The sequence below is a fragment of the Pseudohalioglobus sediminis genome, assembly GCF_008370495.1.
Classification (GTDB): Bacteria; Pseudomonadota; Gammaproteobacteria; order Pseudomonadales; family Halieaceae; genus Halioglobus.
In genome coordinates this window covers 537,521-555,057 of record NZ_VTUX01000002.1, presented here as the reverse complement: position 1 = coordinate 555,057, position 17,537 = coordinate 537,521, and the positions used below count along the sequence as shown (strand labels likewise).

General features: G+C 60.7%; 16 protein-coding genes. 12 read left to right on the top strand and 4 right to left on the bottom strand.

Going from position 1 to position 17,537, the window contains the following annotated elements; genetic code table 11:
- Positions 1-55: 55 nt before the first annotated feature.
- Together F0M18_RS06500 and F0M18_RS06495 are read left to right on the top strand one after the other, a co-directional pair.
- The gene (locus F0M18_RS06500) at positions 56-901 is read left to right on the top strand and encodes an AAA family ATPase (RefSeq protein ID WP_149610588.1); all 846 of its coding nucleotides are present in this window, start codon (positions 56-58) and stop codon (positions 899-901) included.
- Between the two features lie 40 nt (positions 902-941).
- The gene (locus F0M18_RS06495) at positions 942-2,117 is read left to right on the top strand and encodes a vWA domain-containing protein (protein ID WP_149610587.1); all 1,176 of its coding nucleotides are present in this window, start codon (positions 942-944) and stop codon (positions 2,115-2,117) included.
- Here F0M18_RS06495 and F0M18_RS06490 read toward each other — a convergent pair.
- From F0M18_RS06490 to F0M18_RS06480, 3 genes are read right to left on the bottom strand one after another with little or no spacing between them, the layout of a single operon-like run.
- The gene (locus F0M18_RS06490) at positions 2,102-2,908 is read right to left on the bottom strand and encodes a TrmH family RNA methyltransferase (protein WP_149610586.1); all 807 of its coding nucleotides are present in this window, start codon (positions 2,906-2,908) and stop codon (positions 2,102-2,104) included. The genes F0M18_RS06495 and F0M18_RS06490 overlap by 16 nt on opposite strands.
- Entirely contained in the window at positions 2,901-3,977 is a 1,077-nt protein-coding gene (locus tag F0M18_RS06485; protein ID WP_149610585.1) for an AraC family transcriptional regulator, read from the bottom strand. The genes F0M18_RS06490 and F0M18_RS06485 overlap by 8 nt, the downstream gene beginning before the upstream one ends.
- 49 nt (positions 3,978-4,026) lie before the next feature.
- Positions 4,027-4,926 (bottom strand): IclR family transcriptional regulator, encoded by a 900-nt coding sequence (locus F0M18_RS06480; protein WP_149610584.1) that lies wholly within the window; start codon positions 4,924-4,926, stop codon positions 4,027-4,029.
- Between the two features lie 169 nt (positions 4,927-5,095).
- Between F0M18_RS06480 and F0M18_RS06475 the strand changes: the two genes are divergently transcribed.
- Positions 5,096-5,317 (top strand): glutaredoxin family protein, encoded by a 222-nt coding sequence (locus F0M18_RS06475; protein ID WP_149610583.1) that lies wholly within the window; start codon positions 5,096-5,098, stop codon positions 5,315-5,317.
- On the opposite strand, the gene F0M18_RS06470 is transcribed toward F0M18_RS06475, so the two are convergent.
- Complete coding sequence (locus F0M18_RS06470; RefSeq protein WP_149610582.1) at positions 5,314-5,754, bottom strand: universal stress protein; 441 nt, start codon at positions 5,752-5,754, stop codon at positions 5,314-5,316. The two genes, F0M18_RS06475 and F0M18_RS06470, sit on opposite strands and share 4 nt — an antisense overlap.
- Before the next feature lie 107 nt (positions 5,755-5,861).
- Here F0M18_RS06470 and F0M18_RS06465 point away from each other — a divergent pair, with 107 nt between their 5' ends.
- The 9 genes from F0M18_RS06465 (at position 5,862) to recJ (ending at position 17,285) form a co-directional block, all read left to right on the top strand.
- Positions 5,862-6,314, top strand: coding sequence for a hypothetical protein (locus tag F0M18_RS06465; RefSeq protein WP_149610581.1), 453 nt, complete (start codon positions 5,862-5,864; stop codon positions 6,312-6,314).
- Between the two features lie 149 nt (positions 6,315-6,463).
- Complete coding sequence (gene topA / locus F0M18_RS06460) at positions 6,464-9,112, top strand: type I DNA topoisomerase (RefSeq protein WP_149610580.1); 2,649 nt, start codon at positions 6,464-6,466, stop codon at positions 9,110-9,112.
- A 1-nt stretch (position 9,113) separates the two neighbouring features.
- A complete protein-coding gene (locus tag F0M18_RS06455) occupies positions 9,114-9,578 on the top strand; it encodes a hypothetical protein (RefSeq protein WP_149610579.1) in 465 nt (154 codons plus the stop codon).
- 105 nt (positions 9,579-9,683) lie between these two features.
- Complete coding sequence (gene xerD, locus F0M18_RS06450; protein WP_149610578.1) at positions 9,684-10,589, top strand: site-specific tyrosine recombinase XerD; 906 nt, start codon at positions 9,684-9,686, stop codon at positions 10,587-10,589.
- An 84-nt stretch (positions 10,590-10,673) separates the two neighbouring features.
- Positions 10,674-11,423: a DsbC family protein gene (locus F0M18_RS06445; protein WP_149610577.1), complete on the top strand. Its 750-nt coding sequence runs from the start codon at positions 10,674-10,676 to the stop codon at positions 11,421-11,423.
- Positions 11,424-11,593: 170 nt separating this feature from the next.
- On the top strand, positions 11,594-12,784 hold the full coding sequence (alaC, locus tag F0M18_RS06440) for an alanine transaminase (protein ID WP_149610576.1): 1,191 nt from the start codon (positions 11,594-11,596) through the stop codon (positions 12,782-12,784).
- A 35-nt stretch (positions 12,785-12,819) separates the two neighbouring features.
- Positions 12,820-14,133 (top strand): homoserine dehydrogenase, encoded by a 1,314-nt coding sequence (locus F0M18_RS06435; RefSeq protein WP_149610575.1) that lies wholly within the window; start codon positions 12,820-12,822, stop codon positions 14,131-14,133.
- Between the two features lie 10 nt (positions 14,134-14,143).
- The gene (thrC, locus tag F0M18_RS06430; protein WP_149610574.1) at positions 14,144-15,541 is read left to right on the top strand and encodes a threonine synthase; all 1,398 of its coding nucleotides are present in this window, start codon (positions 14,144-14,146) and stop codon (positions 15,539-15,541) included.
- Positions 15,542-15,545: 4 nt separating this feature from the next.
- Positions 15,546-17,285, top strand: coding sequence for a single-stranded-DNA-specific exonuclease RecJ (gene recJ, locus F0M18_RS06425; RefSeq protein WP_394349389.1), 1,740 nt, complete (start codon positions 15,546-15,548; stop codon positions 17,283-17,285).
- Positions 17,286-17,537: the final 252 nt, after the last annotated feature.

Here is a 17,537-nt window from a genome sequence, read left to right as displayed (position 1 = left end):
CCATAACCAATCGGTAGTCTGACCAGCTTTGCAAACCTGACAGGTATTAACGCGAATGAAATTTGAAGGAACGAAACGTTACGTCGCCACTGACGATCTGCGTATGGCCGTGAATGCTGCGGTATCCCTGGAGCGCCCGCTGCTGATCAAGGGTGAGCCCGGCACCGGCAAAACCATGCTGGCGGAGGAGGTCGCAGACGGACTTGGCAAGCGCCTGATCCAGTGGCACATCAAGTCCACCACCAAGGCGCAGCAGGGTTTGTATGAGTACGACGCCGTCTCCCGACTGCGGGATTCACAGCTCGGTGACGAAAAAGTCCACGACATCGCCAACTACATCAAGAAAGGCAAGCTCTGGGAGGCCTTCTCCTCAGACGAACAGGTGGTGCTGCTGATCGACGAGATCGACAAGGCCGATATCGAGTTTCCCAACGACCTGCTGGTGGAACTCGATCGAATGGAGTTCTTCGTTTACGAGACCGGTGAAACCATCAAGGCAAAACACCGCCCGATTATCATCATCACCTCAAACAACGAAAAAGAATTACCGGACGCGTTCCTGCGCCGCTGCTTTTTCCACTTCATCAACTTCCCGGACCGCGACACCATGCGCGAAATTGTCGCGGTGCATTATCCCGATATTTCCAAGCAATTGGTGCAGGAGGCAATGGAAGTGTTCTTCGACCTGCGCGGTATACCCGGCCTGAAGAAGAAGCCCTCCACCTCGGAGCTTATCGATTGGTTGAAACTGCTGATGGCAGATGACATCCCCGATGAAATTCTCAAGGATCGCGACCCCAGTAAAGCCATTCCGCCGCTGTATGGTGCGTTGATGAAGAACGAGCAGGATGTCCACTTGCTGGAGCGCCTGGCGTTCATGCATCGCCGCGAGAGTCGCTAGCGGATAAACCAGGTGAAACAGGCAGCGGGTATGACCCTACATGTTGATTAACTTTTTCCACGGCCTGCGCGATGCCGGCGTGCCCGTGACCACTCGCGAACTACTCGACTTGCTCGAGGGCATGAAGCAACGCGTGGTATTCGGTTCGGTAGACGAGTTCTACTATTTCAGCCGTACCTGCATGGTCAAGGATGAAAAGTATTTCGACCGCTTTGACCGTGCCTTCGGCCTGCATTTCAAGGACCTGGAAGCCCTCGATGATGTAATCGAGGCGATGATTCCTGACGACTGGTTGCGCTCCGAATTCCTGAAGAACCTGAGTGAGGAAGAGAAAGCCAAGATCGAGTCCCTGGGCGGGCTGGAAAAATTGATCGAGGAATTCAAGAAACGACTCGAGGAGCAGGAGAAACGCCACGAGGGCGGTAACAAGTGGATCGGCACCGGCGGTACCTCGCCCTTCGGGCAGGAAGGCTATCACCCCGAGGGCATTCGCGTGGGGCCCAACGGCCGCAATAAAAAAGCGGTAAAAGTTTGGGAAAAGCGCGATTTCAAGAACCTCGATGACAGTGTCGAACTGGGGACACGCAATATCAAGGTGGCCATGCGGCGCTTGCGAAAGTTTGCCCGTACCGGCGCCGCAGATGAGCTGGACCTGGACGATACCATCAGCTCCACGGCGCGCAATGCGGGCCTGCTGGATATCAAGATGGTGCCGGAACGCCACAATGCCGTGAAGGTGCTGCTGTTTTTCGATGTGGGTGGCTCCATGGATCCGCACGTGCGTGTCTGTGAGGAGCTGTTCTCGGCCGCGCGCACCGAGTTCAAGCACATGGAGTACTTCTACTTCCACAACTTCCTGTACGAGAGTGTCTGGAAAAACAATATACGCCGGCACAACGAACGCATGCCACTGCTGGACATACTGCACAAGTACAGCCATGACTATAAAGTGATTTTCGTCGGTGATGCCTCCATGTCACCCTATGAGATACTGCAGCCGGGTGGTTCAGTCGAGCACTGGAATGAAGAGTCCGGTGAAGTCTGGATGCGCCGCCTGCAGGAGGTTTACGACAAGGTTATCTGGATCAATCCGGTGCCCGAGGAAGAGTGGCAGTACACCCAGTCAGTGGGTATCACGCACAAGCTGCTGGAAGGGAAGATGTTCCCGCTCACGCTCAAGGGCCTGGAAGAGGGTATGGGCTACTTGTCCAAGTAGGCCTGGTCCCGCGACTGCAGGGCCGGGGCATAGGCAATCAGGCTGGCGGTGACTGCGACATTCAGGGACTCGACCCCGTTGTTCATCGGAATGCGCAAATGGCGTGAAGCCAGTTTGCGAACCTCACGCGATACCCCTTCAGTTTCATTCCCGAGCACGTAGATCGCATGCCCCTGACAACGGTGTTCGAACAGTGTTTCGGTGGCGTCCGCTTCCAGGCTGCAGATTTCGCCGCCGCCACTGGCGAGGTGTCGCAGTGCCTCTGGCAGTGCCTCGCAAAACACCAGCGGCGCGCGGTACAGCGTGCCGGCGCTCGCCTTGATGACCAGTGGCCCCAGGGCGGCGTTGCCGCGTCGCGACCACAATATGGCGTCGATACTACCGGCTGCAGCAGAACGTAAAATCATGCCCAGGTTTTGCGGATTGGTAATGCCGTCGAGTGCGATGATGCGCTGCGCCGGTAGCGTCGGCAATTCCTGCAGGTACTCTTCCAGGGTCCGGAACTCGGGGCAGAGTACATCCAGGGCCACTCCCTGATCCTGCTTGCCGTTCTTGGAGATGCGCGAGAGCGCCTGCCGATCATGATAATGGATCGGCAGCTCCTGCTTCGATGCCTCTTCAATCAGCGTCTGGATAATGCCGCCACCGCGGTTGCTTTCGGCCAGATGCAGCGCGTGGCAGCGCAGGCGTGGGTCACGCATGACCTCCAGCACAGGCTTGCGCCCGTATACGGTCAGCACGCGGGTGAAAAATGCTTTCTTTGCTGCGTAGCGCGTGTCGGCATCATTCATCTGGCGAGGCCCCCTGCGGCCTGAGTCGCTTTCTGAACTGCCCGGGGGAAACCCCGGTCCATTTCTTGAAAGAGCGATAAAAAGCAGAATTGTCCTGGAAACCCATCACCGCGGCAATCGCATCTATCGACAGGTCCTCGCGGTGCAGGTAGCCCACCGCCAGTTCACGGCGGAAGTTGTCCTTGAGTTGCTGAAAACTGGTGCCTTCTGCGGTCAGCCTGCGGTGCAAGGTGCGCGGTGACACATTCAGCTGTCGGGCGATGTCGCTTGCTGTAGGCAGCTGTTGCGGTCCGGCTGCGGTAAGCAACTGCTCGATGTTGCGTGAAAGCGATTGCAACTCGCCGGTCTGCTCGCGTTTTACCAGCGGATAGGGCGCGTGTCGCAGGAATTCGCGCAAACTGTCCTCGGTCTGTACCAGTGGGTGCTGAAGCAACTGGCGCGTAAGAACCAGGCCCGATGCCGGCATGTCAAAGCGCACCGGACAATTGAACAGTTTGTCGTAGCGTTGTGGGTCGTCGGGCGCGGGTGCACGCAGGTGCACTGCCTGCAGGGGGATTGCACGGCCGATCAGCCAGCTGTAGAAGCGGTGCATCATCAGCAGTACATTGGCATGGCTGATGTGCTGCCGGCTCGACTGGAGCGAGCGTGGCTCCTCGAAAATACACAGTACCTGCTCCTGCGCCGGTGGCGGCAGCGCCACAATTGGTCCTGCGGTTCTGTGTCTCGGCGCCTGGCGGTACTGGTCACAGTAGTCGAAGAACTCGCGTGACCTGACCAGTGCCTGCTCGAGGGTCTGGCAGTGGATGACGAACAGGCACATCATGCGGAAGGTGCCCGGCGGCGCGTAGTACTCCTGCCCCAGGCCGAAGGCCTCGTCCTGCAGGATTTGCATGAGCAGGCGGTAGAGTTTGCTGTAGGCGCCGGTGCTGACCTGGGTGCTGCCGGGCTGGGGGTGCTGCAGGGGGTTGTAGTCCAGCCCGATCTCCTGCAGCGCCCGCTCCAGGGGATAGCCGTGTTCCACGACAACACGCAGCAACGTGTTGAGTGTTTTCAGCGGCATGGTATTCATTCAGCGCGGCCAGCAGCGCCCACCCTCGCGGTGGCGCCTGCAAATTGCTTCAGCTGGCGATGTCCTCTGCAAGCGCAGTAACACGATCAGCGGACTCTTTCATGCGCGCTGCAATCTCCTCGATACGTGCGCCGTTGACAGAGCCTTCAAAAGAACCGGCAACAAAACACATCACCGGCAACTTGTTCTCCACGAATACCGGCACGGAGATAGTGCTGACCTCGTAACGCGCTTTCGGGTCGATGCGGTCGAGATGGAAGTACTCGTCACAGAGGTCGTGCTGGTAGCGGTTGGCCGCTTCCTCCAGCTCGGTCAGGCTCCAGGATGAGTGAATGCGCGTCAGCTCCCGGGTCAGTTCCGCCTCGGCGCGGGTCTTCAGCGTTACTTCGTAGCCCCTGGCGCGAATGGAGATCAGTGCCACGCGCAGTTTCTGGTCGAGTTTTTCATCGTAGCCGCCGCGTGACTCGTGAGCGCGACTCAGCCACGCTTCCAGGTGTTTGGCAGGCGAAAAGGCGGTGAAGCAGGCTGCTACCGGACCGGTATTGGGCAGGCGCAGGCCGAGCTGAAAGGAGTTGATAAGCGGCTGTGCCTTTCCGTAAAGTGCCAGCAGCACCATGTGCTGTTTGGAGCGGCCGGTGACGGCAAAGCCCACGTCGAGGTCTTTCTGTAACTCCTCAAGCTCCGGCCGCGCATATTCCAGCACCGGGAACTGGGCGAATGCGGCGTTGCCCGCCGCGATGATAGAGGGCCCGAGCCGGTAGGCTTTGGTCTTGGGATGTTGGACCAGGAAGCCGTAGTTTGCCATCGTGGTCAGGATGGCGTGGCAGGTGGCCTTGTTCAGGTTAAGCCTGCGCGTCATCTCGGTGAGGCCGAAGGCCTGGTGTGGATTGGCCATCAGCAGGTCGAGAATGGCCAGGGCGCGTGCTGTGGGTTGTGAAAAGAGGGCCAAGAAACTACTCCTGTTAACCACCGGTTAGCCGGTGCTCGCAAATTTGGTATAGAATATTGTACTTGCCCCGCTATGGTAACGCCGGCTTGCCGCCAGCATCAAGTGCGATGGCGGGCCAGAAGTATATAGCGCCTGATGTCGCAGGCACAGCCCCGAGGTTTGATTCCGAATGTTGATTCTGTATGGCACCAGCGCATGCCACCTGTGTGAACAGGCGGCCGCTATGCTGGATGAAGTCGGCGCCACGTACCGTGAATGCGATATCAGTGAGTCGGACGCCCTGTTTGAGCGCTATGGCCTGACCATCCCGGTGCTCAGGAAGGCGAGTGGCGAGGAACTGAACTGGCCATTTACACCGGATGAACTGGAGGCATTCCTCCGCGGCATCTAGTCGTGCTTGCCCACCCTCACCGCCAGCACGTCACAGCTGGCGCCATGCAGTACGCCGTTGGCGGTAGAACCCATGAGCAGTGCCAGTCCGTAGCGGCCGTGACTGCCCACGACGATCAGGTCAGCGGCAATTTCCTCGGCCATGGCGTGGATCTCGACCTCGGGCCGTCCGAGCACGATGTGCTGATGGCTCTGGTCCACGCCGTTCTGTTCGGCGAAGCGGCGCAGCTGGTCGGTGGCCTGGGTCTGGATCTCATCTTGCAAACCGGAAAAATCCATCGGGATATCAACGCCATAGGCGAAACTCAGGGGTTCGATGACGTGGATAATGTGCAGGTCACAATCGCTGCTACTGGCGACGGCTTTGGCGCGCCCGGCGACCTCGTTGGACTCATCGCTGAGATCGATGGCGACGAGGACCTTTTTATACTCTGACATGATGAACTCCGCATGTTCCCGGTTAGAAAGTCACAAGTTATAGCATAGAATGCCAGCGGGGTAATCGTGCCCCGGGGGGATATTGATCTGTATCAGGAAGACACCCGTTGAAATACCTGCTTATTCTATTCGTGGTCGCGCTCGCGCTGGCACCGCTGACCCATTTCCTGCCCAGCAAGCGCCAGCGGCAGATAGCCCGCATGCGAGAGTACGCGGCGGTGCACGGCTTGTTCGTTGAGTTTCGTGACCTGCCCGCCGTGGCGCGCAGCTCGGCACCAGCGGAGCGCAAACAGCAGGTTATTTACTACGGCAAACGGTTGCCACCATCGCGCGGTACGCCCCGGGAGCGGCGTGCCTGGTTGGCCCAGGACGGGGAGTGGCAGGGCCTGCAGCGCAGCTGGCAGGCGCCCGCCATCAGCGCCGCATTGCCTGCCGCGGTGCTCGCCGCCGGGGTGGACGAGGGGTCCTGCGGAATCTACTGGCGCGAGGACGGCAGCGAGGCCGATGTGCAGCAAATTGTGGACGCCCTGATGGCCTGGGAGCAGGCTCTCTGCGGCTAGTCTTGCCGCCCCGCCAGCCCGGCGCCGTCGCAAATGGCTTCACGATTTTCCTTGACCGAGAGCAGATGCCGCCTTATATATGCCTCTTTTTTTGACGCGGGCCCAGTTCCGGGCTTGTGGTCAACTTCACCTCCAGAAAGCAGGATGCAATGGGCAAATCACTAGTTATTGTCGAGTCACCCGCCAAGGCCAAGACCATCAACAAGTATCTGGGCCCTGAATTCGTGGTCAAGTCCAGCGTCGGCCATATCCGCGACCTGCCGACTGCGGGCAGCGCGACCAGCAAGGTGGATCCCAAGGAGCGTGCAGCACAGGCCGCCATCACACGCAAAATGGCCCCGGAAGAAAAAGCAATCCATAAAAAAAAGAAGGCGCAGGAGCAGCTGATCCGGCGCATGGGAATTGACCCCGAGCACGGCTGGGAGGCCAACTACCAGGTGCTGCCGGGAAAAGAAAAGGTGGTTAACGAGTTGAAAAAGCTGGCCGCCAATTCCGACGCCATCTACCTCGCCACTGACCTTGATCGTGAGGGGGAGGCTATCGCCTGGCACTTGCGCGAGTCCATTGGTGGCGACGAGGGCCGTTACCAGCGCGTCGTGTTCAACGAGATCACCAAGAAGGCCATCACCGAGGCATTCAAGCAGCCATCACAACTGGACCTGGACAGGGTCAACGCGCAGCAGGCACGCCGCTTCCTCGACCGGGTGGTGGGTTACATGGTCTCGCCATTGCTGTGGGCAAAAGTCGCCCGCGGCCTGTCTGCAGGCAGGGTGCAATCGGTGGCGGTGCGACTTATCGTGGAACGTGAGCGTGAGATCCACGCCTTTATCCCGGAAGAATACTGGGAAGTGCATGCCGAATTGGCCACTGCAAAGGGCGAGGGCGTGCGCTTCCAGGTGCGCAAGCACAACGGCGAGAACTTCCGCCCGGGTGACGAGGCGACGACGCTCAAGGCCACAGCCGAGCTGGAGTCCCTGCCGTTCTCGGTGGCGGGGCGCGAGGACAAACCGACGCGCTCCAAGCCGCCGGCACCTTTTATCACCTCGACTCTGCAGCAGGCTGCGAGCACGCGCCTGGGCTTCAGCGTCAAGAAGACCATGATGTTGGCGCAGCGCCTTTACGAGGCCGGTTACATCACCTACATGCGTACGGACTCCACTAACCTGAGCGCTGAAGCTGTGGCCACCTGCCGCGATTACATCGCCAGTGAGTTTCCGCCCAAATACTTGCCCGAGTCGCCCAACCTGTACTCCTCCAAGGAGGGCGCCCAGGAAGCCCACGAAGCGATCAGACCTTCCGATGTCAGAGTGCCACAGACGGCATTGAAGGGCATGGAGCGCGATGCAGAGCGCCTCTACGAGCTGATCTGGCGCCAGTTTGTTGCCTGTCAGATGCCGGCGGCTGAGTACACCTCGACCACGGTGACGGTCAAGGCGGGCGATTATGAACTGAATGCCAAGGGTCGCATTATTCGTTTCGACGGCTACACCCGCGTGCAACCCCCGGCGGGTCGCAAGGGTGATGACAGTGTTCTGCCCGATGTGAAACAGGGCGAGGAGCTGAACCTGAAGCAGCTGGAGCCCGCCCAGCACTTCACCAAACCCGCACCGCGTTACGGCGAAGCCAGCCTGGTCAGGGAGCTGGAGAAGCGGGGCATCGGGCGCCCCTCTACCTACGCGTCGATCATCTCGACAATTCAGGATCGTGGCTACGTGCGCCTTGAGAACAAACGCTTCTACGCTGAGAAAATGGGCGATATCGTCACTCAGCGTCTGCAGAAGAGTTTCCCTGACCTGCTGGACTACGGTTTTACCGCGAGCATGGAAGAACGTCTCGACGACGTGGCTGAAGGGCATCGCGACTGGCGCGACCTGCTGGACGCGTTCTACGGTGAGTTCCGGGAGCTGCTGGAAAAGGCCGAAGAGCCGGAGCCCGCGGGCATGCAGCCCAACGAGCCGACGATGACCGACATACCCTGCGTGGAATGTGGTCGCCCCATGCAGATTCGCACAGCCAGCACCGGCGTCTTCCTGGGTTGCTCGGGTTATGCCCTGCCGCCCAAGGAACGCTGTAAGCAGACCATCAACCTGACTCCGGGAGATGAGGCAATTCGCGAGGATGCCGACGACGAGGCCGAGTCGCGACAACTGCTGGAGCGCCACCGCTGCGCCAAGTGCAACGCGGCGATGGACAGCTACCTGATTGATGAAAAACGCAAACTCCATGTCTGTGGCAACAACCCCGACTGTGACGGTTTCGAGGTCGAGCACGGCAAGTTCAAGATCAAGGGCTACGATGGCCCGACGCTGGAATGTGACAAGTGCGGCGCGGAAATGCAGCTGAAAAACGGGCGCTTCGGTAAGTACTTCGGCTGCACCAGCGAGACCTGCAAGAACACACGCAAACTGCTGCGCAACGGCGAGGCAGCCCCGCCGAAGATGGATCCGGTGCCGATGCCGGAACTGGCCTGTGAAAAAGTCGAGGATCACTACGTGTTGCGCGATGGTGCCGCGGGTATGTTCCTGGCCGCCAGCCAGTTCCCGCGCAACCGCGAAACCAGGGCGCCATTCGTGGACGAGTTGCTGCCCCACAAGAGCGAGATCGATCCCAAGTACAAGTTCCTTTTCTCGGCCCCGACCGAGGATGACGACGGCAATCGCGCGCAGGTGCGGTACAGCCGCAAGACCAAGGAGCAGTACGTGATGACCGAGCAGGATGGCAAGGCCACCGGCTGGAAAGCCTACTACCGCGGCGGCAAGTGGCAGGAGGAGCGCAGCAAGGGCAGGGCGCGCAAGTAACATGGGCTCTGCTCGCGGCCAGGCCAATCACTGTCTCTACCTGGGGCGGCTGCTGATAGCCGCCTGGCGCCGCGATCTCGCAGCGGAAATCACTCCGGCAACCGTGCTGGCACAGGCATACCTGCCGGCCGTCAGGGCGCACCTGCGCAACGCCTATGGCTGGTTCCTGCTGGAAATCACCCGTCCCGGTTCCCTGCCGGATTCGCCGCCGGGCTGTGTCGCGGAATTACCGGAAGTGGCCGCCGGCAAGGCCGTGCCGCCGGAAGTACGCGAGTTCCAGCAGCTGGAAACTGCGGGCTGGATAGGCGAGATGCTGTCTGCGGAAGTCGACGCACCGGCACAATCAGCGCCCGGTAACCTGGCCACCACCCTGGTCGACAGTATCGATCCGCAGCAGTCCCAGCGCTGGGCGGAGTTGCTGCAGTCGCTGTTTGATCGTATGGCAGACTCGCTGGACGAATACTGACGCAGCGGCCCGACCCGGGGCTGGACGGCGGGGCGGAGTGCCCGGATACCTGCCGCGGTGAAATGTGGCGCCCCTGAAAGCCGCCAAGCATGTTACGGTACGCGGATGCCCGACCTGCCAATCGAACACCCCGAAATCGAACGCTACATCGACGCTATGTGGATGGAGAAGGGACTCAGCGACAACACCCTGAGCTCCTACCGTCGCGACCTGCGGCAGTTTCACGAGTGGCTGGTCAAGAACAGGAACAGCTCGGTGTTGCGTGCTGATCGTTCACAGTTGCAGGCTTATCTCGGTGCGCGCTTGCAGCAGGGGCAGTCGCAGCGCTCCACCGCGCGCTTCATGTCCTGCGCGCGGGGGTTCTACAAATACCTGCTCCGCGAGGGCAGGCTAAACGTGGACCCGACTCTCGATATAGACAGCCCGAAACTAGGCCGACCCTTGCCCAAGTCGCTTTCCGAAGCGGAGGTGGACAAACTGCTGGAGATGCCGGACCTCGATGTCGCGCTGGAGTTTCGCGACCGCACCATGCTCGAACTGCTCTATGCCTGCGGTCTCAGGGTGACCGAGCTCACCAGCTTGCGGGTCAACCAGGTCAGCCTGAACCAGGGCGTGGTCCGGGTGTTCGGCAAGGGCAGCAAGGAGCGTCTGGTGCCCATGGGTGAAGAAGCCCTGGCCTGGTTGCAGCGTTACCTGGCGGGTCCGCGCAGTGAACTGCTCAAGGGCGTGCCCTCGGACGTGATGTTCCCGAGCCAGCGTGGCCGAGAGATGACTCGCCAGACCTTCTGGTATCGTATTAAAATCTATGCCCGTCGCGCAGGGATCAAGCAGCCCCTGTCGCCGCACACACTGAGACATGCCTTTGCGACCCACCTGCTGAACCACGGCGCTGATCTGCGTGTGGTGCAGATGCTACTGGGGCATAGCGACCTGACAACAACGCAGATCTACACCCACGTCGCCAGGCAGCGCATGCAGGAACTGCACGCACAACATCATCCGCGGGGTTGAGGAACTCTGCGGCGGAAGTCGGCTCAAAGAGGCGACACCTACAGCACAGGCGGCGACACACGCTGCCGCAAACGAGGAACCAATATGTTCAATCTGACCTTTAAAGCCTTCACGGCATTCACGCTGACGGCACTGGCCGCTTTCGCCTTTGCAGGCGCTCCAGCGGACAAGGCCGTGACCGAGAAGCTCAAGGCAGCCCTGGACAACCCGGCCATGGGTTTGAAGGTTGGTAGCGTGAGCACCAGTGAGATTCCCGGCATGTATGAGGTCCAGTTTGAGGCCGGTCCCATGGTTTACGCCACAGGGAACGGTCAGTACTTTATTCTCGGCGACCTGTTTCAGGTCAGCGATGGCCAGTATGTCAACCTGGCCGAGAAGCGCCGTGATGCAGAGCGGGTTGCCAGGTTGGCCGAGGTCGACACGGCAGATATGATCGTGTTTCCCGCCACGGGCGAGCGGCGCGCCTATATCAGTGTATTCACTGATATCACCTGTTTTTACTGCCAGAAGCTGCACAAGGAAGTACCCGAGTTGAACAAGCGTGGCATCGAGGTGCGTTACCTCGCCTACCCCAGGGGCGGCGTGGACTCAGAGGGTTATCGCCAACTGGTTGGTGCCTGGTGCGCGCCGAACCAGCAGGACGCGTTGACCCGGCTGAAGAACAAGGAGTCGGTGCCGATTAAGCAGTGTGACGACAACCCTGTGGCCGAGCAGTACCAGATCGGGCAGGAACTCGGGGTGCGGGGCACGCCGGCCATGGTCACCGAGTCCGGACAGATGATTCCCGGCTACCAGAGCGCCGACCAGCTGATGGTGACCCTGGGCCTCGACTGAAAGCGATTCCGTGTATCCCCGGCGCGGGAGTGGTTGCGGCCGCTGCCGCCGCCAGGGCAGGGTGTTTCCCTGCTCCCCGCGTTGACATCCCCACCTATAGACCTTACTGTTTCCACCCTTTTTGGCTATCACCCCCCCGGCCCTGCGGGCCCTGGAACAGAGCGACTACCGTGGACGAGCAATTTCGGCGAATCTCACGCCTTCCCCCCTATGTTTTCAACATCATTGGCGATTTGAAGCAGCGCGCGCGGGCGGCCGGTGAAGACATCATCGATTTCGGCATGGGCAACCCCGACCAGCCCACACCGGCTCACATTGTCGATAAACTCGTGGAAACGGCACAGCGCGGTGATACGCATCGGTACTCGCAGTCCAAGGGTATACCGCGGTTGCGCAAGGCCATCTGTGACTGGTACCAGAGGCGCTACGACGTGACACTCTGCCCGGACACCGAGGCTATCGTCACACTCGGTTCCAAGGAAGGCCTGGCGCACCTGGCGCTGGCTTGCACCGGGCCGGGCGATGCGGTGCTGGTGCCCAACCCGTCCTATCCGATACATCCCTATGGCTTTGTCATTTCCGGCGCGGATATTCGCCATGTGCCTATGGGTCAGGACGAGAACGCGTTCTTTGTGGAATTGGAAAAGGCCATCCACAACAGCTGGCCGCGGCCGAAAATGCTGGTACTCAATTTTCCCTCCAACCCTACCGCACACTGTGTGGAGCTGGAGTTTTACGAGCGGGTAGTGGCGATCGCTCGCGAGCACAAGATCTGGGTGGTCCAGGACCTGGCCTATGCGGACCTGTGCTACGACGGTTACGTGGCACCCTCGATCCTGCAGGTTGACGGGGCGATGGACGTCGCTGTGGAATTCTTCAGCATGTCCAAGAGCTATAATATGCCCGGCTGGCGCGTGGGCTTCTGCTGCGGCAACAAGACCCTGGTCGGTGCGCTGGCGCGCATCAAGTCATACCTTGATTACGGCATGTTCACGCCGATACAGGTAGCCGCGATCAAGGCGCTCGAGGGTGACCAGGCCTGTGTCGAGGAAATTAACAATATGTACCGCTCACGGCGCGATGTCTTGTGCCACGGTCTCAATGAGGCTGGATGGCCAGTGACACCACCACGGGCAACCATGTTTGTGTGGGCGAAGATTCCCGAGTTTTACGCGGAACTGGGCTCGTTGGAGTTCAGCAAGAAATTGCTGCGCGAGGCCAAGGTTGCGGTGTCACCGGGCGTTGGCTTTGGTGAGTATGGCGAGGGTTATGTGCGCTTCGGCCTGATCGAGAATGAGCATCGCACGCGCCAGGCACTGCGCAGCATCAAGAAAATGATTAAACAGGACGGTTTCGCCTGAATCGCGAGCCACCAGCAGGGAGTGACGGGCATAGAATGAGCTCAGCAGCAGTAAAAGTGGGAATATGCGGCCTCGGTACCGTGGGCAGCGGTACCTTTAATGTGCTCCAGCGCAACGCGGACCTGATCCGCGCCAGGGCCCAGAGTGCCGTCGACGTGGTGCACGTGGGCGCACGGCGCGATCATCCGGACTGCGACCTGGAAGGGGTTCAGGTCAGTCGTGATATTTTCGCGGTGGCCCAGGACCCGGAGATCGATGTCCTGGTGGAGCTCATTGGCGGCACCACCGTTGCCCGGGAGCTGGTAGAGCTGGCCCTGCGCAATGGCAAGCACGTGGTCACCGCCAACAAGGCCCTGATCGCTGAATTTGGCAACGAGCTGTTTGCCCTGGCCGAGGCGAACCAGGTGGTGATCCGCTACGAAGCGGCAGTGGCTGGTGGCATTCCCATTATCAAGGCGCTGCGAGAGGGGCTCTCGGGGAATCGCATCGAGTGGCTGGCGGGAATCATCAACGGCACCGGCAATTTTATCCTCAGCGAAATGCGCGACAAAGGTCGTGATTTCGCCGATGTGCTGGCCGAGGCGCAGGCACTGGGTTATGCGGAAGCCGACCCCACTTTTGATGTCGAGGGCATCGATGCGGCGCACAAGCTGGTGATCCTCGCCTCGCTGGCGTTTGGCATGCCTTTGCGTTTCAGCTCCGTCTACACCGAGGGCATCACGCGCCTGACCCCGCAGGACGTGGAATACGCCGAGGAGCTCGGTTACCGTATCAAGCACCTCGGGGTGGCCAAGTGCAATGGAGCGGGTGTGGAACTGCGTGTGCATCCCACGCTGATCCCGGAGCAGCGCTTGCTGGCCAATGTCAATGGCGTGAAGAACGCGGTGCTGGTCGAGGGCGATGCCGTAGGGCCCACCCTGTACTATGGCGCCGGCGCCGGCGCCGAACCCACTGCCTCGGCCGTGGTAGCGGATATTGTCGATCTGGCGCGTGAGATATCTGTGGGCCAGGCCTGTCGGGTGCCCGCTCTCGGTGTCGCCAGCGCCTGCCTGGCTGAAGTCCCCATCGTGCCCATGGCAGATGTGGTGACGCCCTGGTACCTGCGCATGGTGGCGGAGGACAAACCGGGCGTGCTGTCTCAAATTGCGTCGATTTTCAGCGAGCAGGGGATCAGTATCGAAGCACTGATCCAGAAAGCCCCGGCGGAGGGAGAGACCAGGGTTCCCCTGATCGTGCTCACCAACAGCGCCGCGCAGGGACGCATGGAAAAAGCAGTCAGCGCCATTGAATCGCTGGAGTCGATCTCCAGTGAAATCGCCCGTATTCGGGTGGAAGTACTGGACGGGTAGGAAACAAGCAGTGAAGTACATCAGCACGCGGGGCCAGGCCCCGGCACTCAACTTTGAAGACGTCTTGCTCACGGGGCTCGCCGCCGACGGCGGACTTTATGTGCCCGAGACATTACCGCAATTCAGCGCTGCAGACATCGAGCAGATGGCAGAGCTGGATTATCCGCAACTGGCGCAGAAAATCATCGCGCCGTTTGTATCCGATTGCATCCCGGAGGCCGATCTAGAAGCCATACTGCAATCCACCTACGCCGAGTTTCGGCATGACGCCGTGGCGCCGCTGGTGCAACTCGATCACAACCAGTGGGTGCTTGAGCTGTTTCACGGGCCCACGCTGGCGTTCAAGGATTTCGCCCTGCAATTGCTCGGGCGCCTGCTGGATTACGTGCTCGAGCGCAAACACCAGAAAGTCGTGATCATGGGTGCAACTTCCGGTGACACCGGATCGGCCGCTATCGAAGGCTGCAAGCGCTGCAACAATATCGATATCTTCATCCTGCACCCGCACGGCCGGGTGTCCGATGTGCAGCGCAAGCAGATGACAACTGTCGTCGGCGACAACATCCACAACCTGGCGGTGCAGGGCAACTTCGATGATTGCCAGGCGATGGTCAAGTCCAGCTTCAACGATCGCGGCTTCCTGCCAGCCGACCGTCGCCTGGTGGCGGTCAATTCGATCAACTGGGCGCGCATCATGGCGCAGATCGTGTACTACTTCTACGCCGCCGTGGCCCTGGGCGCGCCGGCCCGCAAGATGGCGTTTTCCGTACCCACCGGGAACTTCGGCGATATTTTTGCCGGTTACCTGGCGCAGCAGATGGGCTTGCCGATAGAGCGGCTGATCATCGCCACCAACAGCAATGATGTCTTGCACCGGGTGCTGACCAGCGGCACCTACGGCAGGCAGTCACTGGAGCACACGCTGTCACCGAGCATGGATATTACCGTGTCATCAAACTTCGAACGCTTGCTGTTCGATCTCTACCAGCGCGACGGCGCAGCGATAGGCGACCTGATGTCGCGTTTCGATGCGGGCGACATCAGTTTCTCTGCTGCGGCGATGGATCGAGCGAAGACGCTGTTCTCCAGCTGTCGTGTCAGCGATGACGAAACCCGCGAGCAGATCGCGGCCACCTGGGATCGTTGCGAGTATATGCTCGACCCGCACAGCGCCATCGGCGTGAAAGCGGCCCTGGATTGTGACCTGCCTGCGAGTGTGCCCGTCGTCACCCTGGCTACCGCCCACCCCGCAAAGTTCCCGGACGCGGTGAAGCAGGCGGGCCTCGACGAGGCGCCCAGCCTGCCACACCATCTGCGTGACCTGTTTGAGCGCCCCGAGCGCTGTGAAGTGCTGCCCAATGAACTGGCAGCGGTGCAGGCCTTTATGGCGGGCAATATCAACGCCTGAGGAGATTCCCGGCGTGGAGAAAACCATTCGCAGGCGCGCGGTTGACCCACCCGCTGCCTGGCAGGATACGCCGCTACATCCACTGCTGGCTCGCGTCTACGCTGCGCGCGGCGTGGCAGACCCTGCCGACCTTGAACTGGGGCTGGGGCAGCTGTTGCGCCCTGAAAGACTGTTGCACGCTGATCGAGCGGCCGCTGTGCTGGCGGACGCGATAGCCGCCGACCGGCACATCCTCATTGTTGGTGACTACGACGCAGACGGCGCCACCAGTACCGCGTTGGCCGTGGCCGCGCTGCGTGCCTTCGGTGCCAAAAATGTGGGCTACCTGGTGCCCAACCGCTTCGAGTACGGCTACGGCCTGACGCCGGAAATTGTCGAGCTGGCGCTGGCGCAGGGCTCTCCGGAACTCATCGTGACGGTAGACAACGGCATCTCCAGCATCGATGGCGTGGCGGCAGCACGCGACGCAGGCATTACCACGGTGATCACCGATCATCACCTGGCCGGCCAGACGCTGCCGCAGGCAGATGTCATCGTTAACCCCAACCAGGACGGCTGCACTTTTCCGAGCAAGAATCTCGCCGGCGTGGGGGTGATCTTCTACATCATGCTGGCGTTGAGGTCAGAACTGCGGGAGCGCGGCTGGTTCAGGGAGCGCGAGGCACCCAACCTCGGGCAGTTCACCGACCTGGTCGCACTGGGTACGGTGGCGGACGTGGTGCCGCTGGACCGGAACAACCGCATACTGGTGGCAGCCGGCCTGCAGCGCATACGCCAGGGGCAGGCGCGGCCGGGTATCATGGCGCTGCTGGAAGTGGCGTCCAGGTCTAGCCAGTCGGTTGTCGCCTCTGACCTCGGCTTTGCCGTGGGCCCGCGTATCAACGCGGCGGGCCGGCTGGATGATATTTCGCTGGGTATTGAATGCCTGCTGCAGGAAGACTGGTCTGCAGCGCGTGAACTGGCGGCGGCACTGCACCAGAAGAACCAGGACCGCCGCATCATAGAAGCAGACATGCAGGATCAGGCCCTGCGACTGCTCGACGACCTGTCAGTCGCGGCCGATGCGGCGCCGATCGCCATGACCCTGTACCAGGCTGACTGGCACCAGGGGGTGATCGGGATTCTCGCCTCGCGCATCAAGGACCGCTTGCACCGGCCGACGATTGCGTTCGCTGATGGCGACCCCGGGGAGATCAAGGGCTCGGCGCGTTCCATCCCCGGCATTCACATCCGCGACATACTCGACGCCGTGGCCACGCGCCACCCGGGTATGATCCTCAAGTTTGGCGGCCATGCCATGGCGGCAGGCCTGACACTACCCCGCAAGGCGTACGCGGACTTTCAGCGGGCTTTCACCGAGGAGGTGGAGCGCCACGCCCGCGATGTGCACCTGCAGGCCGTGGTTGAGTCCGACGGGGAGCTGTCACCCCGGGACCTGTCCCTGGAGACGGCGACCACGCTGCGCTATGCGGGCCCGTGGGGTCAGCACTTCCCGGAACCGGTTTTCGATGGCGTATTCGACGTGGTGCACCAGAGGCTGGTAGGAGAAAAACACCTGAAGCTGGTGCTTTCCGCTCCCGGCAGTGGTGAGTTGCTCGATGCCATCGCCTTCAACGTGGACCTGCAGCGATGGCCCGATCCCTCGGCTACACAGCTGCAGCTCGCCTATCGTCTCGACGTCAACGAGTATCGTGGGCGCAGCAGTGTACAACTTGTCGTGGAACACATCGTTCCCAGCCGCTAGGCGCTATGCTTTCCCGGCTGCAGGCCGATCGCTGAACGGCCTCTTCACGCGATCAATCCGCGCATTCTTTCAATAGCCGGTCGAGTCTGTCCCGGTCAATACAACTCCGTGTGGCTGGAACCAGCGGGCAAGTCCGCCCAGGGACTGCTGCGGCTTTGCGCCCGAAAACCAGGTCTATCGATGCAGAAAGTTGCCGCAGCGGCAGGATTTTCGCTTCCGGTGTATTGAGTAATTTGTACAAATGTGCAAAAT